General features: G+C 71.2%; 15 protein-coding genes. 10 read left to right on the top strand and 5 right to left on the bottom strand.

Translation table 11 applies throughout. The features are described from left to right. Positions 1–250 precede the first annotated feature (250 nt). Positions 251–1678, top strand: a complete 1428-nt coding sequence (locus tag AMK26_RS16470) for a non-reducing end alpha-L-arabinofuranosidase family hydrolase (RefSeq protein ID WP_073755374.1) — start codon at positions 251–253, stop codon at positions 1676–1678. 228 nt (positions 1679–1906) lie between these two features. Here AMK26_RS16470 and AMK26_RS16465 read toward each other — a convergent pair whose 3' ends face one another. From AMK26_RS16465 to AMK26_RS37000, 4 genes are all read right to left on the bottom strand, one after another. Further along, the gene (locus AMK26_RS16465) at positions 1907–2425 is read right to left on the bottom strand and encodes a nuclear transport factor 2 family protein (RefSeq protein WP_073755373.1); all 519 of its coding nucleotides are present in this window, start codon (positions 2423–2425) and stop codon (positions 1907–1909) included. Between the two features lie 7 nt (positions 2426–2432). Continuing rightward, on the bottom strand, positions 2433–3368 hold the full coding sequence (locus AMK26_RS16460) for an NAD-dependent epimerase/dehydratase family protein (protein ID WP_073755372.1): 936 nt from the start codon (positions 3366–3368) through the stop codon (positions 2433–2435). Further along, positions 3365–6217 (bottom strand): non-ribosomal peptide synthetase, encoded by a 2853-nt coding sequence (locus AMK26_RS16455; protein ID WP_241837929.1) that lies wholly within the window; start codon positions 6215–6217, stop codon positions 3365–3367. Before AMK26_RS16455 ends, AMK26_RS16460 begins: the two co-directional genes overlap by 4 nt. A gap of 280 nt (positions 6218–6497) precedes the next feature. After that, positions 6498–6698 carry a 4'-phosphopantetheinyl transferase superfamily protein gene (locus tag AMK26_RS37000; RefSeq protein WP_073755371.1) on the bottom strand — a complete coding sequence of 67 codons (201 nt, stop codon included), beginning with the start codon at positions 6696–6698 and terminating at the stop codon, positions 6498–6500. 885 nt (positions 6699–7583) lie between these two features. Between AMK26_RS37000 and AMK26_RS16445 the strand changes: the two genes are divergently transcribed. From AMK26_RS16445 to AMK26_RS16425, 5 genes are all read left to right on the top strand, one after another. Further along, the gene (locus AMK26_RS16445) at positions 7584–8360 is read left to right on the top strand and encodes a helix-turn-helix transcriptional regulator (protein WP_241837928.1); all 777 of its coding nucleotides are present in this window, start codon (positions 7584–7586) and stop codon (positions 8358–8360) included. A gap of 114 nt (positions 8361–8474) precedes the next feature. After that, positions 8475–9299, top strand: coding sequence for a TrmB family transcriptional regulator sugar-binding domain-containing protein (locus tag AMK26_RS16440; protein WP_073755369.1), 825 nt, complete (start codon positions 8475–8477; stop codon positions 9297–9299). Between the two features lie 198 nt (positions 9300–9497). Then, complete coding sequence (locus AMK26_RS16435) at positions 9498–10442, top strand: ACP S-malonyltransferase (RefSeq protein ID WP_073755368.1); 945 nt, start codon at positions 9498–9500, stop codon at positions 10440–10442. After that, positions 10439–11227 carry an IclR family transcriptional regulator gene (locus tag AMK26_RS16430; protein WP_079277623.1) on the top strand — a complete coding sequence of 263 codons (789 nt, stop codon included), beginning with the start codon at positions 10439–10441 and terminating at the stop codon, positions 11225–11227. Before AMK26_RS16435 ends, AMK26_RS16430 begins: the two co-directional genes overlap by 4 nt. Positions 11228–11254: 27 nt before the next feature. Next, positions 11255–11641 (top strand): hypothetical protein, encoded by a 387-nt coding sequence (locus AMK26_RS16425; protein ID WP_073755367.1) that lies wholly within the window; start codon positions 11255–11257, stop codon positions 11639–11641. Positions 11642–11652: 11 nt separating this feature from the next. Here AMK26_RS16425 and AMK26_RS16420 read toward each other — a convergent pair whose 3' ends face one another. After that, entirely contained in the window at positions 11653–12387 is a 735-nt protein-coding gene (locus tag AMK26_RS16420) for a hypothetical protein (protein ID WP_443333162.1), read from the bottom strand. Positions 12388–12729: 342 nt separating this feature from the next. Between AMK26_RS16420 and AMK26_RS16415 the strand changes: the two genes are divergently transcribed. From AMK26_RS16415 to AMK26_RS16400, 4 genes are all read left to right on the top strand, one after another. After that, complete coding sequence (locus AMK26_RS16415; protein ID WP_241837926.1) at positions 12730–13677, top strand: polyprenyl synthetase family protein; 948 nt, start codon at positions 12730–12732, stop codon at positions 13675–13677. Between the two features lie 37 nt (positions 13678–13714). After that, entirely contained in the window at positions 13715–15256 is a 1542-nt protein-coding gene (locus AMK26_RS16410) for an acyl-CoA carboxylase subunit beta (RefSeq protein ID WP_443333166.1), read from the top strand. Positions 15257–15266: 10 nt separating this feature from the next. Beyond that, complete coding sequence (locus AMK26_RS16405) at positions 15267–15503, top strand: acyl-CoA carboxylase epsilon subunit (RefSeq protein ID WP_073755364.1); 237 nt, start codon at positions 15267–15269, stop codon at positions 15501–15503. Between the two features lie 152 nt (positions 15504–15655). Next, positions 15656–18655: an AfsR/SARP family transcriptional regulator gene (locus AMK26_RS16400; RefSeq protein WP_079277621.1), complete on the top strand. Its 3000-nt coding sequence runs from the start codon at positions 15656–15658 to the stop codon at positions 18653–18655. The last annotated feature ends 15 nt before the right edge of the window (positions 18656–18670 follow it).

Here is an 18670-nt window from a genome sequence, read left to right as displayed (position 1 = left end):
CAGTGGATCCCGCTGGGGTTTGCGGCCCGCAGGTGAGTCGGCAGGCTGGGTCTGCGAATGTTTCGTCCTCTGTAGCGATACATGTGAGAGGTGTTGACGTCGTTCATCGGTTCCCTATCATTCGGGTTGCTCGATGGGTCGACTATTGTTCGGCATCCCGAACACGTCAATGTCATGGCCTCGACAACCTGCTCCAACGCCCTCTGACGAGGCCGACCGGAACCGCCTACTGAAGGTTGAGGAAGTCCCCATGCACAGAGGAAGTTTCAGCTGCAGGCATCCGGCTGCGGTGCTCGCCGCCGCGGTCGCGGTGCTGGCCGCGTTGGCGGCGATGCTCGTCGCCACCCCGGCTCAGGCGGCTTCCACCGGCGCCCTGCGCGGTGTTGGTTCCAGCCGGTGTCTCGATGTGCCGGGCGCCAGCCAGACCAACGGCACGTACGTGCAGATCTACGACTGCTGGGGCGGGACCAACCAGCAGTGGACGCTGACGGACAACAACCAGCTCACCGTGTACGGCAACAAGTGCCTGGACGTTCCGGGCCACGCCACCACGGCCGGCACCCGGGTGCAGATCTGGACCTGTTCCGGCGGTGCGAACCAGCAGTGGCGGGTGAACTCCGACGGCACGGTCGTCGGCGTGCAGTCCGGGCTGTGCCTGGACGTTGCGGGCGCCGGTACGGCCAACGGCACTGCGGTGCAGCTCTGGACGTGCAACGGCGGCAGCAACCAGAAGTGGACCGGTCTGACCGGGACCCCGACCCCGCCGGACGGCACGTGTTCTCTTCCCTCGACGTACCGGTGGACGTCGACGGGTGTGCTGACGCAGCCGGCGAACGGGTGGGCCTCGGTGAAGGACTTCACCGTCGTGAAGCACAACGGCAAGCACCTGGTCTACGCGTCCAACTTCTCGGGATCCTCGTACGGCTCGATGATGTTCAGTCCCTTCACGAACTGGTCGGACATGGGGTCGGCCGGCCAGACCGGCATGAGCCAGGCCGCTGTGGCGCCCACGCTGTTCTACTTCGCGCCCAAGAACATCTGGGTGCTGGCGTACCAGTGGGGTGCGTGGCCCTTCATCTACCGCACGTCGAGCGACCCCACCAACCCCAACGGCTGGTCCGCTCCGCAGCCGCTGTTCACCGGGAGCATCTCCGACTCCGACACCGGCCCGATCGACCAGACCCTGATCGCCGACGGGCAGAACATGTACCTGTTCTTCGCCGGTGACAACGGCAAGATCTACCGGGCGAGCATGCCGATCGGGAACTTCCCGGGCAACTTCGGCTCGTCGTACACGACGATCATGAGCGACACGAAGGCCAACCTCTTCGAGGGCGTACAGGTCTACAAGGTTCAGGGCCAGAACCAGTACCTCATGATCGTCGAGGCGATGGGCGCGAACGGGCGGTACTTCCGCTCCTTCACGGCCTCCAGCCTGAGCGGCTCGTGGACCCCGCAGGCCGTCACCGAGAGCAACCCCTTCGCGGGCAAGGCCAACAGCGGTGCCACCTGGACCAACGACATCAGCCACGGTGACCTGGTCCGCAACAACCCCGACCAGACCATGACCATCGACCCCTGCAACCTGCAGTTCCTCTACCAGGGCATGTCCCCCACCGCGGGCGGCGAGTACAACCGACTGCCGTGGCGGCCGGCTGTCCTCACCCTTCAGCGCTGACCTTCCCGATTCACGGTGACCGTTGACCGACCTCACCGCCTCGAGGAACCCCAGCCGTCCGGCGGCCGGGGTTTCTCATCCCGGATCACTCATCGCCAGAACCGAAGAGGCACGCAACTCCCTTGCTCTACGGACCGATGGATGGTCCACCTGCTGGACGCGGCAGGAAGGTCGGCGCTCCTCGGGCCTGCCCCCGCTCCTGGGCGGCCGGGGGCAGGGCCCGAGGGGTCAGGCGGCCGTTTGCCGTGCTGGAGCAGGGGCCGGGGCGGGGAGAGTTGCGGGGTCGGGTTCGGGGGGCGCGCCTGAGTGGCCGGGGTGGGCGGCTATGAGCTCGTGGAAGAGGACCGTGTCGAAGATGTCTTCCATACGGACCGCCTTGCCGTCGCGGAACGTCCAGGAGTGGACGAAGTCCAGCTGCTCCGTGTGGCCGTGCAGGGATGTGACCTGGCGGGTGCCGAAGACCACGACCCGGTCGCCCGACACCACGTACTCGCGCGGTTCCAGCTGCATGCCGCCGATCACGTACGGCACCCGGGAGAGGAAGGCGAGGACGCCCGCGTGACCGTGCCGGACGCCACCGAGGCCGTGTACCGACATGCCCCTGGGGTGGACCCACTGCACGTCCGGGGCGAAGAGGGCCAGCAGGGCGTTGACGTCGCGGGTCCGGAAGGCCCGGTAGGCGGCCTGGATCACCTCCACGTTGGAGCCCGGGGGCCGCGGGTGCTGGTGCTCGTGTTGGATGCTCATCAGGTGCTCACTCTCCCTGCCGGTCGCGTACGTGCTGGGGATGGTGCGCCTCCAGGGTCCGGCGCAGGCCCTCGCGCCAGGAGACCCGGCAGGGACCGGTCAGTTCGCTGCGGAGGGCAGGGTCGAACCGGTAGGTCTCGCGGGTGACGGCGGTGGGGACGAGGTTCGCCCGGACGCCGGTCAGTTCTTCCAGGAGGCGGGCGCAGTCGCTGATGCCGACGGCTTCGTCGCCACCCCAGTTGACGAGGGCGGCAGGCACGTCCGCGGCCTTCCAGAGTGCGGGGACGTGGGCCACCAGGTCGTCGGTGTGCAGGGGTGACATCCAGTTCTGGCCCGAGAGGGGTACGGCGATGGGCTCACCCGCCAGCATCCGCCGGAAGAAGAGCATCGGCACGCCGCCGTAGCCGCCGGGCCCGTAGGCGATGTTGAGGCGCGCGATGGTGGCCGGCAGGCCGAGGACGCGGGCGAAGGCACGGACGACACCCTCGGTGGCGATCTTGCCGACCGGGTAGGCGGGCAGCCAGTCCGCGACGCCGTCCACGGGGTCCGTCTCGGTGTACGCGTGGTCCAGGGACTGGCGCGCGTACACCGCTCCGGTGGAGACGTACAGGAACGATTCCGCCAGGCGGCAGTGCTGCATCAGGCGGCCGGTGGCCGTGGCGTTGACGTCGACGGTCGCGTTGAAGTCGCCGTCCTCGCCCCGCCGGACGGCGGAGTGAAGGACATGGGTGAAGTCCTCCGGCACGCCCTTGAGCGAGTCACCGGACGGGTCTTCCATGTCCCAGTGGTGGGTCGTGATGCCGCGGTCGTTCAGTTCACGCTCCACGCCGGGGGTGCCGAACCGGCCCAGGCACCACACCTCGTTGTCGGCGGCGAGCGCTTCCGCGACCGGGCGGGCGACCTGTCCGGTGCCGCCGGTGACCAGGATCTTCTTGCCCTTCACGCGTTCTCTCCCTCGGGCGCGGACGACAGGGGTGCGGTGGTGCCGGCCAGGCGCATCCGGTCGGCGTCGGCGAGCGCCGCGTCCAGCTCGCGGCGCAATACCGCCTGGAAGCCGGCCACGTGGCGCGGCCCCATCAGGGTGTAGTGCTCGCCGGCCACATCGACGTACCGGTTCGGCTCCCGGGAGTGGTCGTCCCAGCGGCGCAGCCGCTGTTCCAGCCACTCCTCGCGGGTACCGCGCAGCGGCTCCGCGCAGAAGACGGTCAGGGAGCGTACGGTGCCGGCCGGGTCGTAGTCCCGGCCGAGGTCGGTGAGCCGGTGGGCGACTTCCGCCCACGTGGCGAACTTTCCCTCGTCCACGTCGAGTTCGCGCAGTCGGCCCGCGGGGGCCAAGGCCATCAGCAGGGCCGGCACCTCCTCGGCGGACCGGCCGGAGAGGGCGGCGGGCAGCTGGTCCGCCTGGTGCTTGTCGATCATTCCCATGAAGAAGGCCAGGTTCACGGCGGTCTCCGTGAAGTCCAGTTCGCGCATCCGGTACTTGATATGCGGCGGGAGGTTGAAGCTGCCGACGAAGTCGACCCGTTCGCCCTCCGACTCCAGCACCTTGGCGATCTCGAAGGCCACAGCGGCACCGAAGGAGTATCCGGCCAGCGCGTACGGGCCGTGCGGCTGGCGTTCCCGGATGGCCTGTACGTAGCGGTCCACCATCTGGTCGAAGGTGACGAACGGCTTCTCGTCCCGGTCGAAGCCGCGGGCGCGCAGCGCGTAGAAGGGCCGGTCGCCCGCGAAGTACGTGGCGAGGTTCACGAAGACCAGCACCTCGCCGACGCCGGGGTGGACGCAGAACAGCGGGGTCTTGGCGCCGCTCTCCTGCATCGGCACGACGGGGTCGTACGGCTCCGGCTCCGTCGGACGACCGCCCCGGAGGGCGTCGATACGGGCGGCCAGCCCGCGCACGGTGGGCGAGGTCAGCACGGTGGCCAGCGGCAGGTCGGGGATCTTGAGCCGGCGTGTCACGCGGCCGCGCAACTGGAGCACCTCCAGGGAGGTGCCGCCCAGGTCGAAGAAGCTCACGGTGGCGCTGACCGTGGACGGGTCCACGTCGAGCGTCTCCGCGTAGATGCGGGCGAGCGCCTTCTCAGTGGCGCCCTCGGGCGCGACATGGCCGCCGAGCATCCGCAGCGTCAGGTCCTCGCAGGCCTCCACGGTCTCGGCGTACTCGCCGGCCTCCAGCCGGTGGCGCATCAGGGCGCGCTGGATCTTGCCCAGGCTGGTCTTGGGGAACGCCTCGCGGGGCAGCGGCAGGATCAGCGCCGGGCGGAAGCCCCAGTGCAGTACCACGCTGCTGCGGATCGAAGCGAGGATCCGGTAGAGCGCGGGGCCGTATCCCGGCTCGTCCTCCGGGCAGAAGGCGATCACCAGCTGTTCGGTGTCGCTGCCGGGGGAGCGCATGGGGAAGGCGGCCACGAAGGAGGGCGTGACGCCGGCCAGCCGCTCCAGCTCGCACTCGATGTCGTGGCTGAAGTAGTTCACCCCGTTGACGATCACGCTGTCCTTGCTGCGGCCCACCAGGGTCAGCCGGCCCTCGTCGAGGCGCCCGAGGTCGCCGCTGCGGAACCAGCCGTCGGCGGTGAACGCCGCCTGGGTGGCCTCCTCGTCGCGGTAGTAGCCCGGGGTGATCACCGGGCCCTTGAGCTGGAGCTCGCCGACCTCGCCGGGGCCCAGTGGCCGGTCGCCGGGGCCGGTGACGCGCAGGAGCAGCCCGTCGACCGGGGTACCGAGGGAGGCGAACTCCTGGCGCCGGTCGGTGTGCGGGAAGGAGCGCGAGTACACGCTGCCCGCGCAGGTCTCGGTCATCCCGAAGGCGGGCCACAGGGCTCCCGGCGCCAGACCGTACCGCGCGTAGTGCGCGAGGAATGTCTCGCCCGTCGTACGGACGACCGCCTCGCCGCCGCTGACGATGTGCCGCAGTGCGCTCAGGTCCAGCTCCTCGCCGCGCTCCGCGAGCCCTTCGGCAGCCGCGTTCAGGTGGCCGAGGAGGAAATTGGGCGTGAAGGTCATGGTCACGCGGTGCCGTGAGACGAGCCGCAGGAACTCCAGGGGTTCACCGAGGATCACGGCAGGCTCGACGTGCAGCTGTCGGCTGCCCGCGGACAGGGGGAGCAGATGGCATTCCAGCAGCGCGGCGACGTGGTCGAACGACACCCAGTTGAGGGTGGTGTCGGCCGGGGTGAGCCGGTGGTACCCGTTCTTGGCGCGCATCGAGGCGAGCAGGTTGCCGTGGGTGAGGATGACGGCCTTGGAGTTCCCGGTGGACCCCGAGGTCAGCACGAGGACCGCCGGGTCGTCGGGCGACGCGTGGTGCGCCTGTACGGCCTCCGCCCCGTACAGGCGCGCACGCGTGTCCGCCTCGCCGGCCAGTTCCTCGTACGTGGCCACCGACAGCCGGGATTCCCGCGGCAGCTCGGCGGCCAGCGAGGCGCTGGTAACGACCAGCGGATGCTCCAGCAGCCGGTCCACATGGGCGAGCTGGGCGGCCCAGCGGTCGGGGTCACCGCGCAGCGGGGCCAGCGGGCAGGGGACGAACCCGCCCAGGACCGAGGCCCAGAACGCGGTGAGGAAGTCCTGCGGGCGCTCCAGTATCAGGACGACCTTGTCCTGCGGGCGCAGCCCCTGGCGACGCAGGACGGCCAGCATGCCGCGGGCGTCGGCCAGCAGCCGGGCGTAACTCTGGTCGTGGCCGGGCAGGTCGGCGCCGCCCGGGCAATGACGCAGGCCGGTGGTGTCGTCCGGCAGCCGGGCCGCGCGCAGAAGAAGGTCGGTGATGCTCTGTGCGTGTGGGGGATTCACTGTGTCCTCCGTGAAGGGGGCAATGGTCGAACTGTGTGCCCACGTGCCTGACCGGTGCGTGTGGTGCTGTGCCGAGCAGGGCCGTGCCGAGCTGGCCGTGCCGAGCAGGGCCGTGCCGTGTGGTGCCCGTGTCGACGGCTCAGTGGTGCTGCCGGTACGGCCGATGCGGACGGCGCCCGGGGAACCGCGGGCACGGCCACGGCGGCGGTCCAGCCCGCCGGCGCGCCGGCGTCCGTGACCTGCCGGCGCTCGGGGAGGCTCGGAAGCGGTTGAGGCACGGTCACTTCTGCGGGCCGCTGTTCCACGGCTGGGTTTCCAGCGTGGTGAGATCCGAGATGATGCCGGTCCCGAGGGCTTTGAGCACGGGTTTTTTGCGGGCCCAGCACCGGAGAAAAGCACGGGTGCGCTGCGGGCCGCTGGGCTCCGACATTACTGTCTCGCGCTCTCCGGGTGAAAGTGCGGCGTCCGCCACCTTCTTCACGGGAATTTCCCTGTCCGTTCCACGTCGATTCCCACCCGATACGACGAGAGTGCCGGCACACCCACTCCCGTGGCGTGAGAAATGCTGACGTGCATACCGGTTTCCGGGTAAAGGAGGGCCGGTGGCCGGTGAAAGGGATCGCCGCACTCCGGGCAGGTGGCGCAGCCCAGCTCGATCAGGGGAGTCGCTGTCCCGAAGACGCCGGGCAGGAAGTGACGGACCGTAGCACGGCAGACCGCGAACTCGCCGAAGCGTGGTGGCCGGTTTTAGCCGTTCTGCGCGAGCCATTTCCGCCGCCGAGAGGAGTGTCAGGTCTGCCCCCGACGGCGGTCCGGCCGGTACGGGCCACCACCACGCCAGGGCCGCCGATGTGGCAAGCGGGTGCGGGATGCGGTTTCCAGTGCTGCGTGAGGGTGTCGCTTGGCCTGTCGTCACGGCGGGGATCGTAGGCAGGAACGTGCCTTCTTTGGTGGGTAGTTGACCGTAAGCGGACAGTGCGGGTGCTGAGCGTGGCGCAGATGTCGCACCATGTGACACATGTGGAGGTAATTCATTCCGCTTGATCGGTCGGAGTGCAGTTTGCTGACGAAGTGCGGCTGCGAGTGCGGGCGCGGGTGCGGGCACGCGGTAACAATTTCGTCTGGCGTGCGATACCGGCCATGTGTAGTCGCCTGTTGACCGGTTGCGATCACGCCATCTATCTTGAGGCCGGATCATGAGACGGATCCGGCCGGGTGTCGACCTCCGAAGTCGACAGACCGGCCATGCAGTGCACAGGTCAGGGTTATCGGGGGATTACCCGCGGGGTGGAACGTGGCTGGTTCCACCCATGCGCGCGGATAGGACCTGGACAGGTGATAGGGGGGCGTAAAAGTGAATGCTGCCATGGGTTCACATGGCACTGCCGAAGTGGGCAAGGCCCGAAGAACCGGCGCTGACGGAGGAATCGCGGACCTGGAGCAGACGCTGCTCCAGGCGCAGGCGCTGATCGAGTCCAGCGTCTCCCTGCACCGCCGTCACGCCGACGTGAAGCCGCCGGTGGAACGTATGGCGGACGACGGGCTGCGCGAGGCAGTGGAGCGCCTGACGGGCGGGGCACGGCACTCGGTGGGTGTCGCGCTCACCGGCCCCGGTGGCTTCGCGGATGCCGTGGTGGACCTGCTGCCCGCCATACCCGACCGGGCGACGGTGCGCGTGCTGTGCGCCGTCGGCCCGGCCATGGAACCAGTGATCGACCGGCTGGGCACCGACGCACGCGAGCGCCTGCAAGTGCGCGTCTCCGAGAGCGAACTGCAGGAGACCCTGGTGGTCGACGGCGTCTCCGCACTGGTCAGGGCGCCGGAGGCGGCAGGCGGACAAGGTGCCGTCGTCAACGACACGGCGGCGGTACGGGCGTTGGAGCTGCTGTTCGCCGGCACCTGGTCGCGTGGACGCAGGCGGGACGACACGACCGGGTGCGGCTCCCGGCTGCGCACCGAACTGATGCGCGCCATCCTGGAGCGGCTGCGCGCCGGCGACACGGATGAGATCGCCGCACGCGAGCTGAACGTGTCCCTGCGCACGTACCGGCGGTACGTCGCCAAGATCATGCGGGAGCTCGATGCCAGCTCCCGTTTCCAGGCGGGCGTCCGCGCAGTCGAGTCCGGCCTGCTCTCGGAGTAGCGCGCCGGGCGGAGCGGGTGCCCGGTGTCCGGCATCCCCCGCCCGCTCCTCCTGCCCGCGCCGCACCGTGCGCGGCCCATTGAACAACCATGCCTATGAGGGGCGGAGCACCACGTGTCCACTGGAGCGGAGAGCGATCTGGAGCATGCCCTGCTCCAAGTGCGCGATCTCATCGAGTCCACGGTCGCGATCCAACGCAGCCATACCTCCCAGCAGCGCCTGATCAGCCAGATCGGTGGCGACTACGCGGCAATCCTGGGCCATGCCCAGCGGCTGATCGAAAGCGCGACCCGCTCGATCGACATCGTTCACGCCCGGCATCTGAGCCCCGGTGAGCGCAGCGAAGTGATCTTCAGCGAGCTGGGCGAGCGGCCCGAGCGCGACTTGATCTACCACGCCGCCGAGGGCGTCTCCGTGCGGCTGCTGACCCGGCCCTCGATGCTGGACGACGACTACGTACGCGAACAGGTCGGCCGGGAACGGCCCACGGCGATCCGCGTCGCCAAGGTGCCGCCATTGCAGGCGCTCGTCGTGGACGGTAGGGAAGCGCTGGTCGTGGCCGAGTCCGCGGGCGGCCGCCAGGCCTCGCTGATCCGGGTGCCCGAGCTGCTGCACACCCTGATGACCCTCTTCGAGAGCGTGTGGACCAACGCCGTGCCCGCCGGCGAGCGGATCGTCTTCGGCGACCGCGACCGCGCGCTGCTGGCGCGGCAGATCCTCGCCGCGCTGCGCGCCGGGGTCACCGACGAGGTGGCCGCACGCCAGCTCACCGTGTCGGTACGCACCTACCGGCGCTATATCGCCGAGATCATGACCCTGCTGCGGGCCAACTCACGGTTCCAGGCGGGGGTACGGGCCGCCGAGCTGGGGCTGCTACCCCCGCCGCCGCCCGGCTCCGACGGCTGCGGCCCGGGCGCCGCCGCGGTGGCATCTTCCTGAAACCTTCATTGCAACCCGCAGTCCGCCCGGTTTGTATGACCGCAGGAACGGGGCGCGGCGTCGCCGGCGCCGCCCCTTCCCCGGCGGCCGGTCCCCCCTTTCCGTATGCCGTCGGTGCATGGAGGCCCGGAGCCCGCGAGACCCGCTCCGGGCCCCGTGTCCTCCGGTCCACCACGAACACGTGCGGAAGGCGGGTCCATGAGTCAGCTGCCGATCGGTCTGGTCTTTCCCGGCCAGGGGACGCAGAAGGAAGGGATGGGCGCTCCCTGGCAGGACACGCCCTCCTGGGAGCTCACCGCGGAAGTCTCCGCCGCGACCGGCGAGGACCTGCCCGAACTGCTGCTGCGCGTCCCCGGGGAACAGCTGCGCCGTACCGACCTGGCCCAGCTCACCGTCTTCACCGTCGCCGTGATCGCGCACGCCGAGGCGGTGCGCACCGGGGCGCTGGACGGCCCGGTGGTCGCCTGCGCCGGGCACAGCCTGGGCGAGTACGCGGCCCTGACAGCCGCGGGCGCCCTGACCGTGCAGGCCGCCGCCGCGCTGGTGGCGGCCCGGGGCCGGGCCATGCGCGAGGCGGCACTGGCCCGCGAGGGCACCATGGGCGTCCTGGTGGGCGCCCCGCTGGACCAGGTGGAGGCACTGGTCGCGGAGGTGCGCGAGGGCGGCCTCGACGTCTGGGTGGCCAACATCAACGCACCCGGACAGACCGTGGTGTCCGGTGCGCCCAAGGGCATCGCCGAACTGACCGAGCTGGCCCCCTGCATCGCCGCCAGAATGCTCAAGCTCCAGGTCGGCGGCGCGTTCCACAGCCCGTACATGGCGCCGGCCGCACAGGCGCTGCGGACCGCCCTGGAAGGGGCCGCGTTCGCCGATACCCAGGTGCCGGTGGTGGCCAATGTGGACGCCGTCCCGTACACCGACGCGGCGGGCTGGGCCGAGCGCGCCACCCGCCAGCTGACCTCCCCGGTCCGCTGGGAGGAGAGCGTACGCACCCTCACCGGGCCGCTCGGCTGCCGCCGGCTGGTGGAGCTGGGTCCCGGGCGCACGCTGGCCGGCCTGATCCGGCGCATCTCGCCGGAGACCGGGACGGTGCCGGCCGACTCCCCCGAGGCGCTGCGTGCCCAACTGGTGTCCGCACGATGAGCGTGGCGACGTACCGGACGGGCGTGACGGAGTACCAGCAGGTCGGCACGGGGCCGAAGCTGAGCGGGGTGAGGGTGCTCGACAAGGCGTCGGCCCTGCTGGGCGTCGTGGAGGACGGGCCCGCGACGCTCGGGGAAATGGTCGCGGCCAGCGGGCTGCCCCGGCCGACCGTGCACCGGATCGCCGTCGCGCTGGAACGGCTCGACTTGCTCACCCGCGACCTGAACGGGCGCTTCGTCCTCGGCGCCCGGCTGGGCAACATCGCGGCGGACCCCCAGCGGGACCCGCTCGGGCGCCTCGCCGCAGCCACCCTGAACGACCTGCACGAGCTGACCGCACTGGAGGCCCGGCTCTACCGGCGTCTGGACCACATGCAGATCTGTACGGCGGTCTCGGCCGACGCGGCCGTGTCCGGACTCCACCCCGTCGGAAGCCGGCGCTCCGTCAAGTCGGGGCCGGTGGCACAGGCCCTGCTGGCTTGGGAGGAGCCGGCCGAACTGACCGAGGGCCTGCGCGGCGCCCGGTTCACCTCGGCGCAGCTCGCGCTGGTGCGCCGGCAGGGCTGGGCGTACGGATCGGACGCGGCGATCGCTCGGCATCTGGCCTTCGCGGTGCCGGTACGGGTCCGGGACCACCGGGTGGTGGCGGTGCTCGCGGTGTCCGGACCGCCCGACCGGATGCCCGGGGCGCCGAGCCGGGTGCTGTGCGGGGCTGTGATCGACGCCGCCACCGAGCTCGGTGACGCCGCGGTGCGCACGGGCGCGTGGCCGCAGCGGGCCCTGTGACGGATTCTCCTGAAAGGAAAGGAGTCGATGGAAACGAGCCGCGGAAGGACCGGTACGGGGGGCCGGAGCGGGAACCCGGGCAGCGGTGCGGCAGGGGTGCGGCTGCTGCTGGTGGAGACCCGTGGGACGGACGCACCGCCGGACGGATTTCGCGCGGACGCCGTCATGGAGGTGCTGACGGGCCACGCCGTCCTGCTGTTCCTGGTCGGGGAAGGCGTCACGCTGGCCGTGCCGGACAGCGACCGGGAGCTGGACCTGTTCCAGAAGGAGGGCGGCGAGTTGACCGCCGACCTGTTCTCCCTGGTGCAGCGCGGCCTGGATGAGGCCGCGCTGCGCCCCGGGGTGCGGGTGACCGGCTGGCCCGAGGTGGCGGGCTGGCTGCTGGATCCCGCGGTGCGGGTGGCCTGGCACTGACATGCCGTGGCTCACTCGCAGCCGCGCTGCCAGTTCCAGCCGATGAAGGTGTGCTTCAGCTCCACGTCGAACGTGCAGGTGGCGCTGGAGTCGGCGTTCAACTGCACATAGGAGTCGTGAGAGTTGGCGTACCAGCCGCCGAAGGCGTCGAAGACGCCCTTGTACGTGAACTCCGCGTGCGCGGCGGAGTTCACGACGGAGCAGTCGGTGACGCAGTCGTCCGTCTTGGACGAGGAGGCCAGGTTCCACCCCGCGTTCCACGGCTCGCGGTTCCACTCCTGGCGGGCCTCGGTGGTCGCCGAGGAGACCCGGCCGCCCGCCGTGCTGAAGGTGGACGTGGTGTAGAGCCCCGTCATGCGGATGTTGCAGCAGTCGAACATCTCGTTCCAGGAGCGGAACGTGCGGGTCCCGTCGGTGTCGGCCGCCGCGGACCGGGCCCCCTCCCGGGAGGCCGGTGCGGCGGCGGACCGCGCGGCCTTCGCGCCGGCCGGTGCGTCGGTGGCGGGCACGTAACGCACCTTGCCCAGCACGGGCTTGCAGTCCTCCCCGATCGTGACGTCCTGGACCACGGCCAGGCCGGCCGGCGGGGCGGGCAGCGAACCGGAGAGCTTCACTCCGTCGCAGGACTGAGCGGCCGGGCTCGGTGCCGGGGTCCCGGCGGGTGCCGCCGTGGCGGTTCCGCTCATCACGGACGCGAGAGCGGCCGCGGACACCAGGACGCCGACGATGCGCTTGGACAATTCCACTCCTTCATCGAGTTCTTCGATGCGAGCGTAACGGCGGAAATTCCCCACCGGACCAGGTGCGGGGAAGGTTGGCAGGAAGGGGGCAATCTTCTTGTGCGTACGGCGAGGGGCGGGTATTGGCACCTTCCTGACATGGCTGTTCTCCGGAATTCGGCCGGATGCGAGAGTTGCTGTGACGATGGGCCATTCCGGGAAGGAAGGGCCTTCCGGACGGTGGCACGACAGAGGGGTTTTGCCGTGGCGAGCGGGCAGTTGAGCGCGGACCGAATATCCGACCGGGTGCCTGAGGCATCCGCTGTACTGGCCCGGCTCGACATGAATGAGCCCGAGTTCGAAAGGCGTGTGGCCGATCGGCTCGCGGCGGCGGAGAAGCGGCTCCAGGACTCCGCCGCCGACGCCCCCGACGTCCGGGTGGCGGAGCTGACGAGCCATGTGGTGCGGGTCGGCGGCAAGCGGCTGCGCCCCCTGCTGGTGGTGCTCGGCGCCGAGTTCGGCAACTGGTGGACCGACGGAGTGCTCCAGGCCGCCGTGGTGGTCGAACTGGTCCACGTCTCCTCGCTCTACCACGACGACGTGATGGACGCGGCGGCCACCCGGCATGGCGTGCCCAGTGCCCATGTCCGCTGGGGCGAGCGCACGGCCGTGCTCGGCGGGGACTGGCTGCTGGCGCGCTCCGCCCAGCTCGCCGCCGGCCTGGGGCCGCAGGTGCTGCGCGTCAACGCCCGGACCGCCGGCCGACTGGTCTCGGGGCAGATGCGCGAACTGGTCGGCCCCGCGCCCGGCGAGGACCCGGTCTCCCACTACTTCCAGGTGACTGCGGGCAAGACCGCGGCCCTGCTGGCCATGGCGCTGGAGATCGGCGCCCTCCAGGCCGGGGCGCCCGAGGCGTACACGGCCGCTCTGAGCACGTACGGCGAGCACCTGGGCGCCGCCTTCCAGATCGCCGACGACCTGCTGGACCTGACGGCGCCCCCCGGTGACACCGGCAAGGAGCAGGGCAAGGACCTGCTGGCCGGGGTGCCCAGCCTGCCGGCGCTGCTGGCCCGGGCCGACGACTCGTCCGAGGGCGCTGAGCTGCGCGCCCTGCTGACGGGTGGAGCCGTCACCGACCCCGCCGACCACCGTAGGGCGCTGGAGCTGTTCCGGGACGCCCCGGCGCGGCAGCGGGCCGTCGGCCTGATGCACCAGCGGCTGGACCTGGCCCGCGAGGCCCTCGAGGTGCTGCCGCCGCTGCCGGCGCGCCGCGCCCTGGACCTGCTCTGCGACTACGTCGCCCTGCGCAGCAGCTGAGCCGCCCTCCACAGCAAGGGAGTTGTCGAGCATGACCATGCATGACCAGGTCGAGGAGCTGACGCGGATCCGCGCCGGGGTCCTCGACGGAGCGGCCGCGGCCACCGAGGCGCAGCACGCCAAGGGGAAGCTGACCGCGCGGGAGCGGCTCGACCTCCTCTTCGACGAGGGATCCTTCAACGAGGTCGAGCAGCTGCGCCGGCACCGTGCCACCGGCTTCGGCCTGGAGGCGAAGCGGCCGTACACCGACGGCGTGGTCACCGGCTGGGGCACCGTCGAGGGGCGCACCGTGTTCGCCTTCGCCCACGACTTCCGGATCTTCGGCGGCGCGCTGGGCGAGGCTCACGCGCAGAAGATCCACAAGATCATGGATCTCGCGATCGCCGCCGGGGCGCCGCTGGTGTCCCTCAACGACGGCGCGGGCGCCCGTATCCAGGAGGGCGTCTCCGCCCTCGCGGGCTACGGCGGCATCTTCCAGCGCAACACCCGTGCCTCGGGCGTCATCCCGCAGATCAGCGTGATGCTCGGCCCGTGCGCGGGCGGCGCGGCCTACAGCCCCGCCCTGACGGACTTCGTGTTCATGGTCCGGGACACCTCGCAGATGTTCATCACCGGCCCGGACGTGGTTCGGGCGGTGACCGGCGAGGAGATCACGCAGAACGGCCTGGGCGGCGCGGACGTGCACGCCGAGACCTCCGGCGTGGCGCACTTCGCCTACGACGACGAGGAGACCTGCATCGCCGAGGTGCGGTACCTGCTGTCGATGCTCCCGCAGAACAACCGTGAGACCCCGCCCGCGGTCCCGGCCGGCGACCCCGCCGACCGCCGCGCCGAGGCCCTGCTCGACCTGGTGCCGCTGGACGGCTCGCGACCCTACGACATGCACCGGGTCATCGAGGAGATCGTGGACGACGGCGAGCACATGGAGGTCCACGAGCGGTGGGCCACCAGCGTGGTCACCACCCTCGCCCGCCTCGACGGCCGCGTCGTCGGCATCGTCGCCAACCAGCCGCAGTCCTTCGCCGGGGTGCTGGACATCCACTCGTCGGAGAAGGCCGCCCGCTTCGTCCAGATGTGCGACTCCTTCAACATCCCGCTGGTGACCCTGGTGGACGTGCCCGGCTTCCTGCCCGGCGTGGACCAGGAGCACGGCGGCATCATCCGGCACGGCGCCAAGCTGCTGTACGCGTACTGCAACGCCACCGTCCCCCGCGTCCAGGTCATCCTGCGCAAGGCCTACGGCGGCGCGTACATCGTCATGGACTCCCGCTCCATCGGCGCGGACCTCTCCTTCGCCTGGCCGGCGAACGAGATCGCCGTCATGGGCGCCGAAGGCGCGGCCAACGTGGTCTTCCGCCGGGAGATCGCCGCCTCCGACGACTCCGAGGGACTCCGGACGCAGAAGATCAAGGAGTACAAGGCCGAACTGATGCACCCCTATTACGCGGCGGAGCGCGGACTCGTCGACGACGTGATCGACCCGGCCCAGACCCGTTCCGTCCTGATCGACGCGCTGCGGATGCTGCGCGCCAAGCACGCACCGATCCCGTCCCGCAAGCACGGAAACCCCCCGATGTGAGGTGTCAGTCATGCCGGAGAACGCCTTCGAGGGGCCGCTCGGCCCCGCCCTGTTGAAAATCATCCGCGGCGCTCCCAACGCGGAGGAGGCAGCGGCGGTGACCGCCCTGCTCACCGCCCTGGCCGCCGGATCCGGCGCCCGGACCGGCGGCCAGGGCGAGACCGCCGTACCGACCGGGGAAGCGGCCGACTGGGACCGGCCCGCCACCGTCCCGCCGGTCTCATGGATGGCCCGCGCCCGCGGCTGAGCGCGCCCGCCGGCGGTCCCGACGGCAGCAAACTGCCAGTGTCGTTGCAGCTCCCTGCCGCACCTTGCTAATCACTACCAGAGCGTGAGAAGCGGTATGAATCGGTCGCGGGGGAAGTCCGCCGCGACCGCGAGGTCGGGAGGCGGTCGTCCGTGCTTCAGGTGGTGTTCCGGATCCTGGGGCCGTTGAACATCAGCGCCGGCGGGATACCGGTGGTACTCCAGGGCGCCCGCCAGCGGACCATCATGTCGATGCTGCTGCTCTCCCCCGACCGGGTCGTCTCCGTCGACGCCCTCGCCGACGCGGTCTGGCACGGCAAACCGCCCGCCACCGCCCGCAATCAGATCGCCATCTGCGTCTCGGCGCTGCGCCGGGCCATCAAGACCGCCGCGGGCGCCGAGGACGTGCTGGTCACCAGCCACCCCGGCTACATGCTCTTCTCCGGCGAGCACCGTATCGACGCCGTCGAGTTCGAGGAGGGCGTGGCCCTGGGCCGGGAGGCCGCCCGGCGCGGCGACCACGAGGCCGCCTGCGGCCACTTCGAGGAAGCACTCGCGATGTGGCGCGGACCGGCCCTGGAGGGTGTCAGCTCCGAACGCATCGAGGCCGAGGCGGCCCGGCTCACCGAGATGCGGCTCGACGCGTACGAGGAGTACATGGGCCTGCTCCTGCAGGCCGGCCAGCACCGCGAGGTCATCGGGGAGCTGACCGCCTACGTACGCGAGCACCCGCTGCGCGAGCAGGCGCTGAGCTACCTGATGCTCGCCCAGTACCGGTCCGGGCGCCGCGCCGAAGCGCTGGAGACCTACCGGGTCGGGGCCCGGCTGCTCGCCGACGAACTGGGCATCGCCCCCGGCCCGGCGCTCCAGGAACTGCACGAGGGCGTTCTCGCCGACTCCCCGGCGCTCACGCTCGCCGGCACCGCTGCTCCGGCGCAGTCGGCCCAGCAGCCCCCGCTCGTACCCGCGCAACTGCCGCCGCGGGTCGCCTCGTACACCGGGCGCAACAGCGAACTGGCCCGACTGGACCGGCTCCTGGAACACCACCAGGGCGAGCCGCTGCCGGTGGGAGCGATCGCGGGCATCGGCGGCGTCGGCAAGACCGCCCTCGCCCTGCACTGGGCCCACCAGGTCGCCGCACGCTTCCCCGACGGGCAGCTCTTCACCGACATGCGCGGCTACGACGCCGAGGAGGCGCCGCGCCGCCCCGGCGCCGTGCTCGACCGCTTCCTGCGCGCGCTCGGTGTCCCGGGCCCGCAGATCCCCGCCGACCAGCACGAGCGGACGGCGCTGTACCGCAGTGTCCTGGACGGGCGGCGGGTCCTGATCGTCCTTGACAACGCCCGCGACTTCAGACAGATCCGCCCCCTGCTGCCCGGTACCGGCCGCTGCTGCGTCCTGGTCACCAGCCGCGACAGCATGGGTGGCGCGCTGGCCGGCGACTACGACCTGGTGCAGCTGCACCTCACCGCGCTGAAGCAGGACGAGTCGATCACCTTGCTGTCCCGGGTCACGGGCGACGAGCGGCTGGGCGCCGACCCGGCCGCCGCCGCCCGGCTCAGCGAGCTGTGCGACCGGCTCCCGCTGGCCCTGCGGATCGCCGCCGCCCGGCTGGCCGCCAAGCCGCACTGGTCGGTGCGCACGCTGGTGTCCCGGCTGGAGGACCAGCACCGCAGGCTGGACGAGCTGAGTCCCGACGAGCGCGGGGTGCGGGCCGGCCTCCGGCTCAGCTACCGCGACCTGCGCGCGCCCGCCGCCCGCATGTTCCGGTTGCTCGGCGCGCTCGACGTGCCCGACTTCGCCGCCTGGACCGGGGCCGCGCTGCTGGACATCGACCCGCTGGACGCCGAGGACCTGATCGAGGAACTGGTGGACGCCCAGCTGGCCACGCCGCTGTCCTCGGCCAGCGGCCACGTCCGCTACCGGCTCCAGGACCTGCCCCGGCTCTTCGCCCGCGAGTGTGCGCTCGCCGAGGACAGCGAGGAGGAGCGGCAGGCCGTGCTGCGCCGGGCGCTGGGCGCCTGGCTCGGGCTGGCCGCCGAAGCCCACCGCCGGGTCTACGGCGGCGACTTCACCCTCATCCACAGCGATGCCGCGCTGCACCCGCTGCCCGGGCACCTGGTGGACAGCCTGCTCGCCGACCCCATGGAGTGGTTCGAGAGCGAGGGCGCCGCGATCCCCATGCTGGTGGACCAGGCGGCCCGGGCCGGCGAGTCCGCGTACGCCTGGGACCTCGCGACCACCAGCACCACCCTCTTCCAGAACCGCAACTACCTGGAGGAGTGGCGCTACTGCGGCGACCGGGCCCTGGAGGTGACCCGGTACACCGGCGACGAGCTGGGCGAGGCGGCGATCCTCCAGTCCCTGGCCACGCTCGACATCGTGCAGTGGGACTACGCCTCCGCCCGGGAGCGGCTGGTCCGCGCCCTGGAGGTCTTCGAGGAGCGGGGCCAGGCCGAGGGGCGGGCCCTGGTGCTGCGCAACCTCGCCCTGTGCGAACGCCACCACCGGAACCTGGACCGGGCCGTGGAGCTGGGCCGGCAGTCGCTGGAGATCTTCCGTGAAACCGGCGACCACTACGCCGAGGCCTACGTGCTCAACATTCTGGCGCTGATCGAGCTGGAGCGGGGCCGGCCCCAGTCGAGCCTGCTGCTGTCGGCCGAGGCGGTGGCCAGGAGCCGGCACATCGGGAGCGTACGGGGTGAGGCGCAGAGCATTCTGCGCCTGGCCGAGGCGCTGACCAACCAGGGCGACGGGGAGCGCGCCGAGGACGCCGCCCGGCGGGGGCTGGAGCTGGTCCGCGAGAGCGACGACCGGCGTGGTGAGGCCCATGCCCTGCGGGCGCTGGGCGAGGCACTGTGGTGCCAGGAGCGACTGGAGGAGGCCGAGTCGGTACTCGCCCAAGGCTTGCTGGCGGCACGCCAGGTCCCGGACCACTTCCTCGAGGCGCGCGCGAGCGTCGATCTCGGGTGTGTGCTGGCGTTGCGCGGGGACCGGTCAGGTGCGGCGGACCGCTTCCGGACGGCGATGGACCTCTTCACCCGGCCCGGGGTGCCGGCCTGGTGGCCCGCGCGGGTATCGGAACTGATGCAGCGGCTGCGTGACGACGCGTTCGCCGACGTGTGGGAGCCGCTGGCGCTCGTTCAGCCGTGAGACGGCGAGCCGTAT

This window comes from Streptomyces sp. CB03234 (assembly GCF_001905885.1).
In the GTDB taxonomy this organism is placed as follows: domain Bacteria; phylum Actinomycetota; class Actinomycetes; order Streptomycetales; family Streptomycetaceae; genus Streptomyces.
Note: the sequence above shows the minus strand (reverse complement) of the source record. Positions and strands in the feature narration are given on the sequence as shown.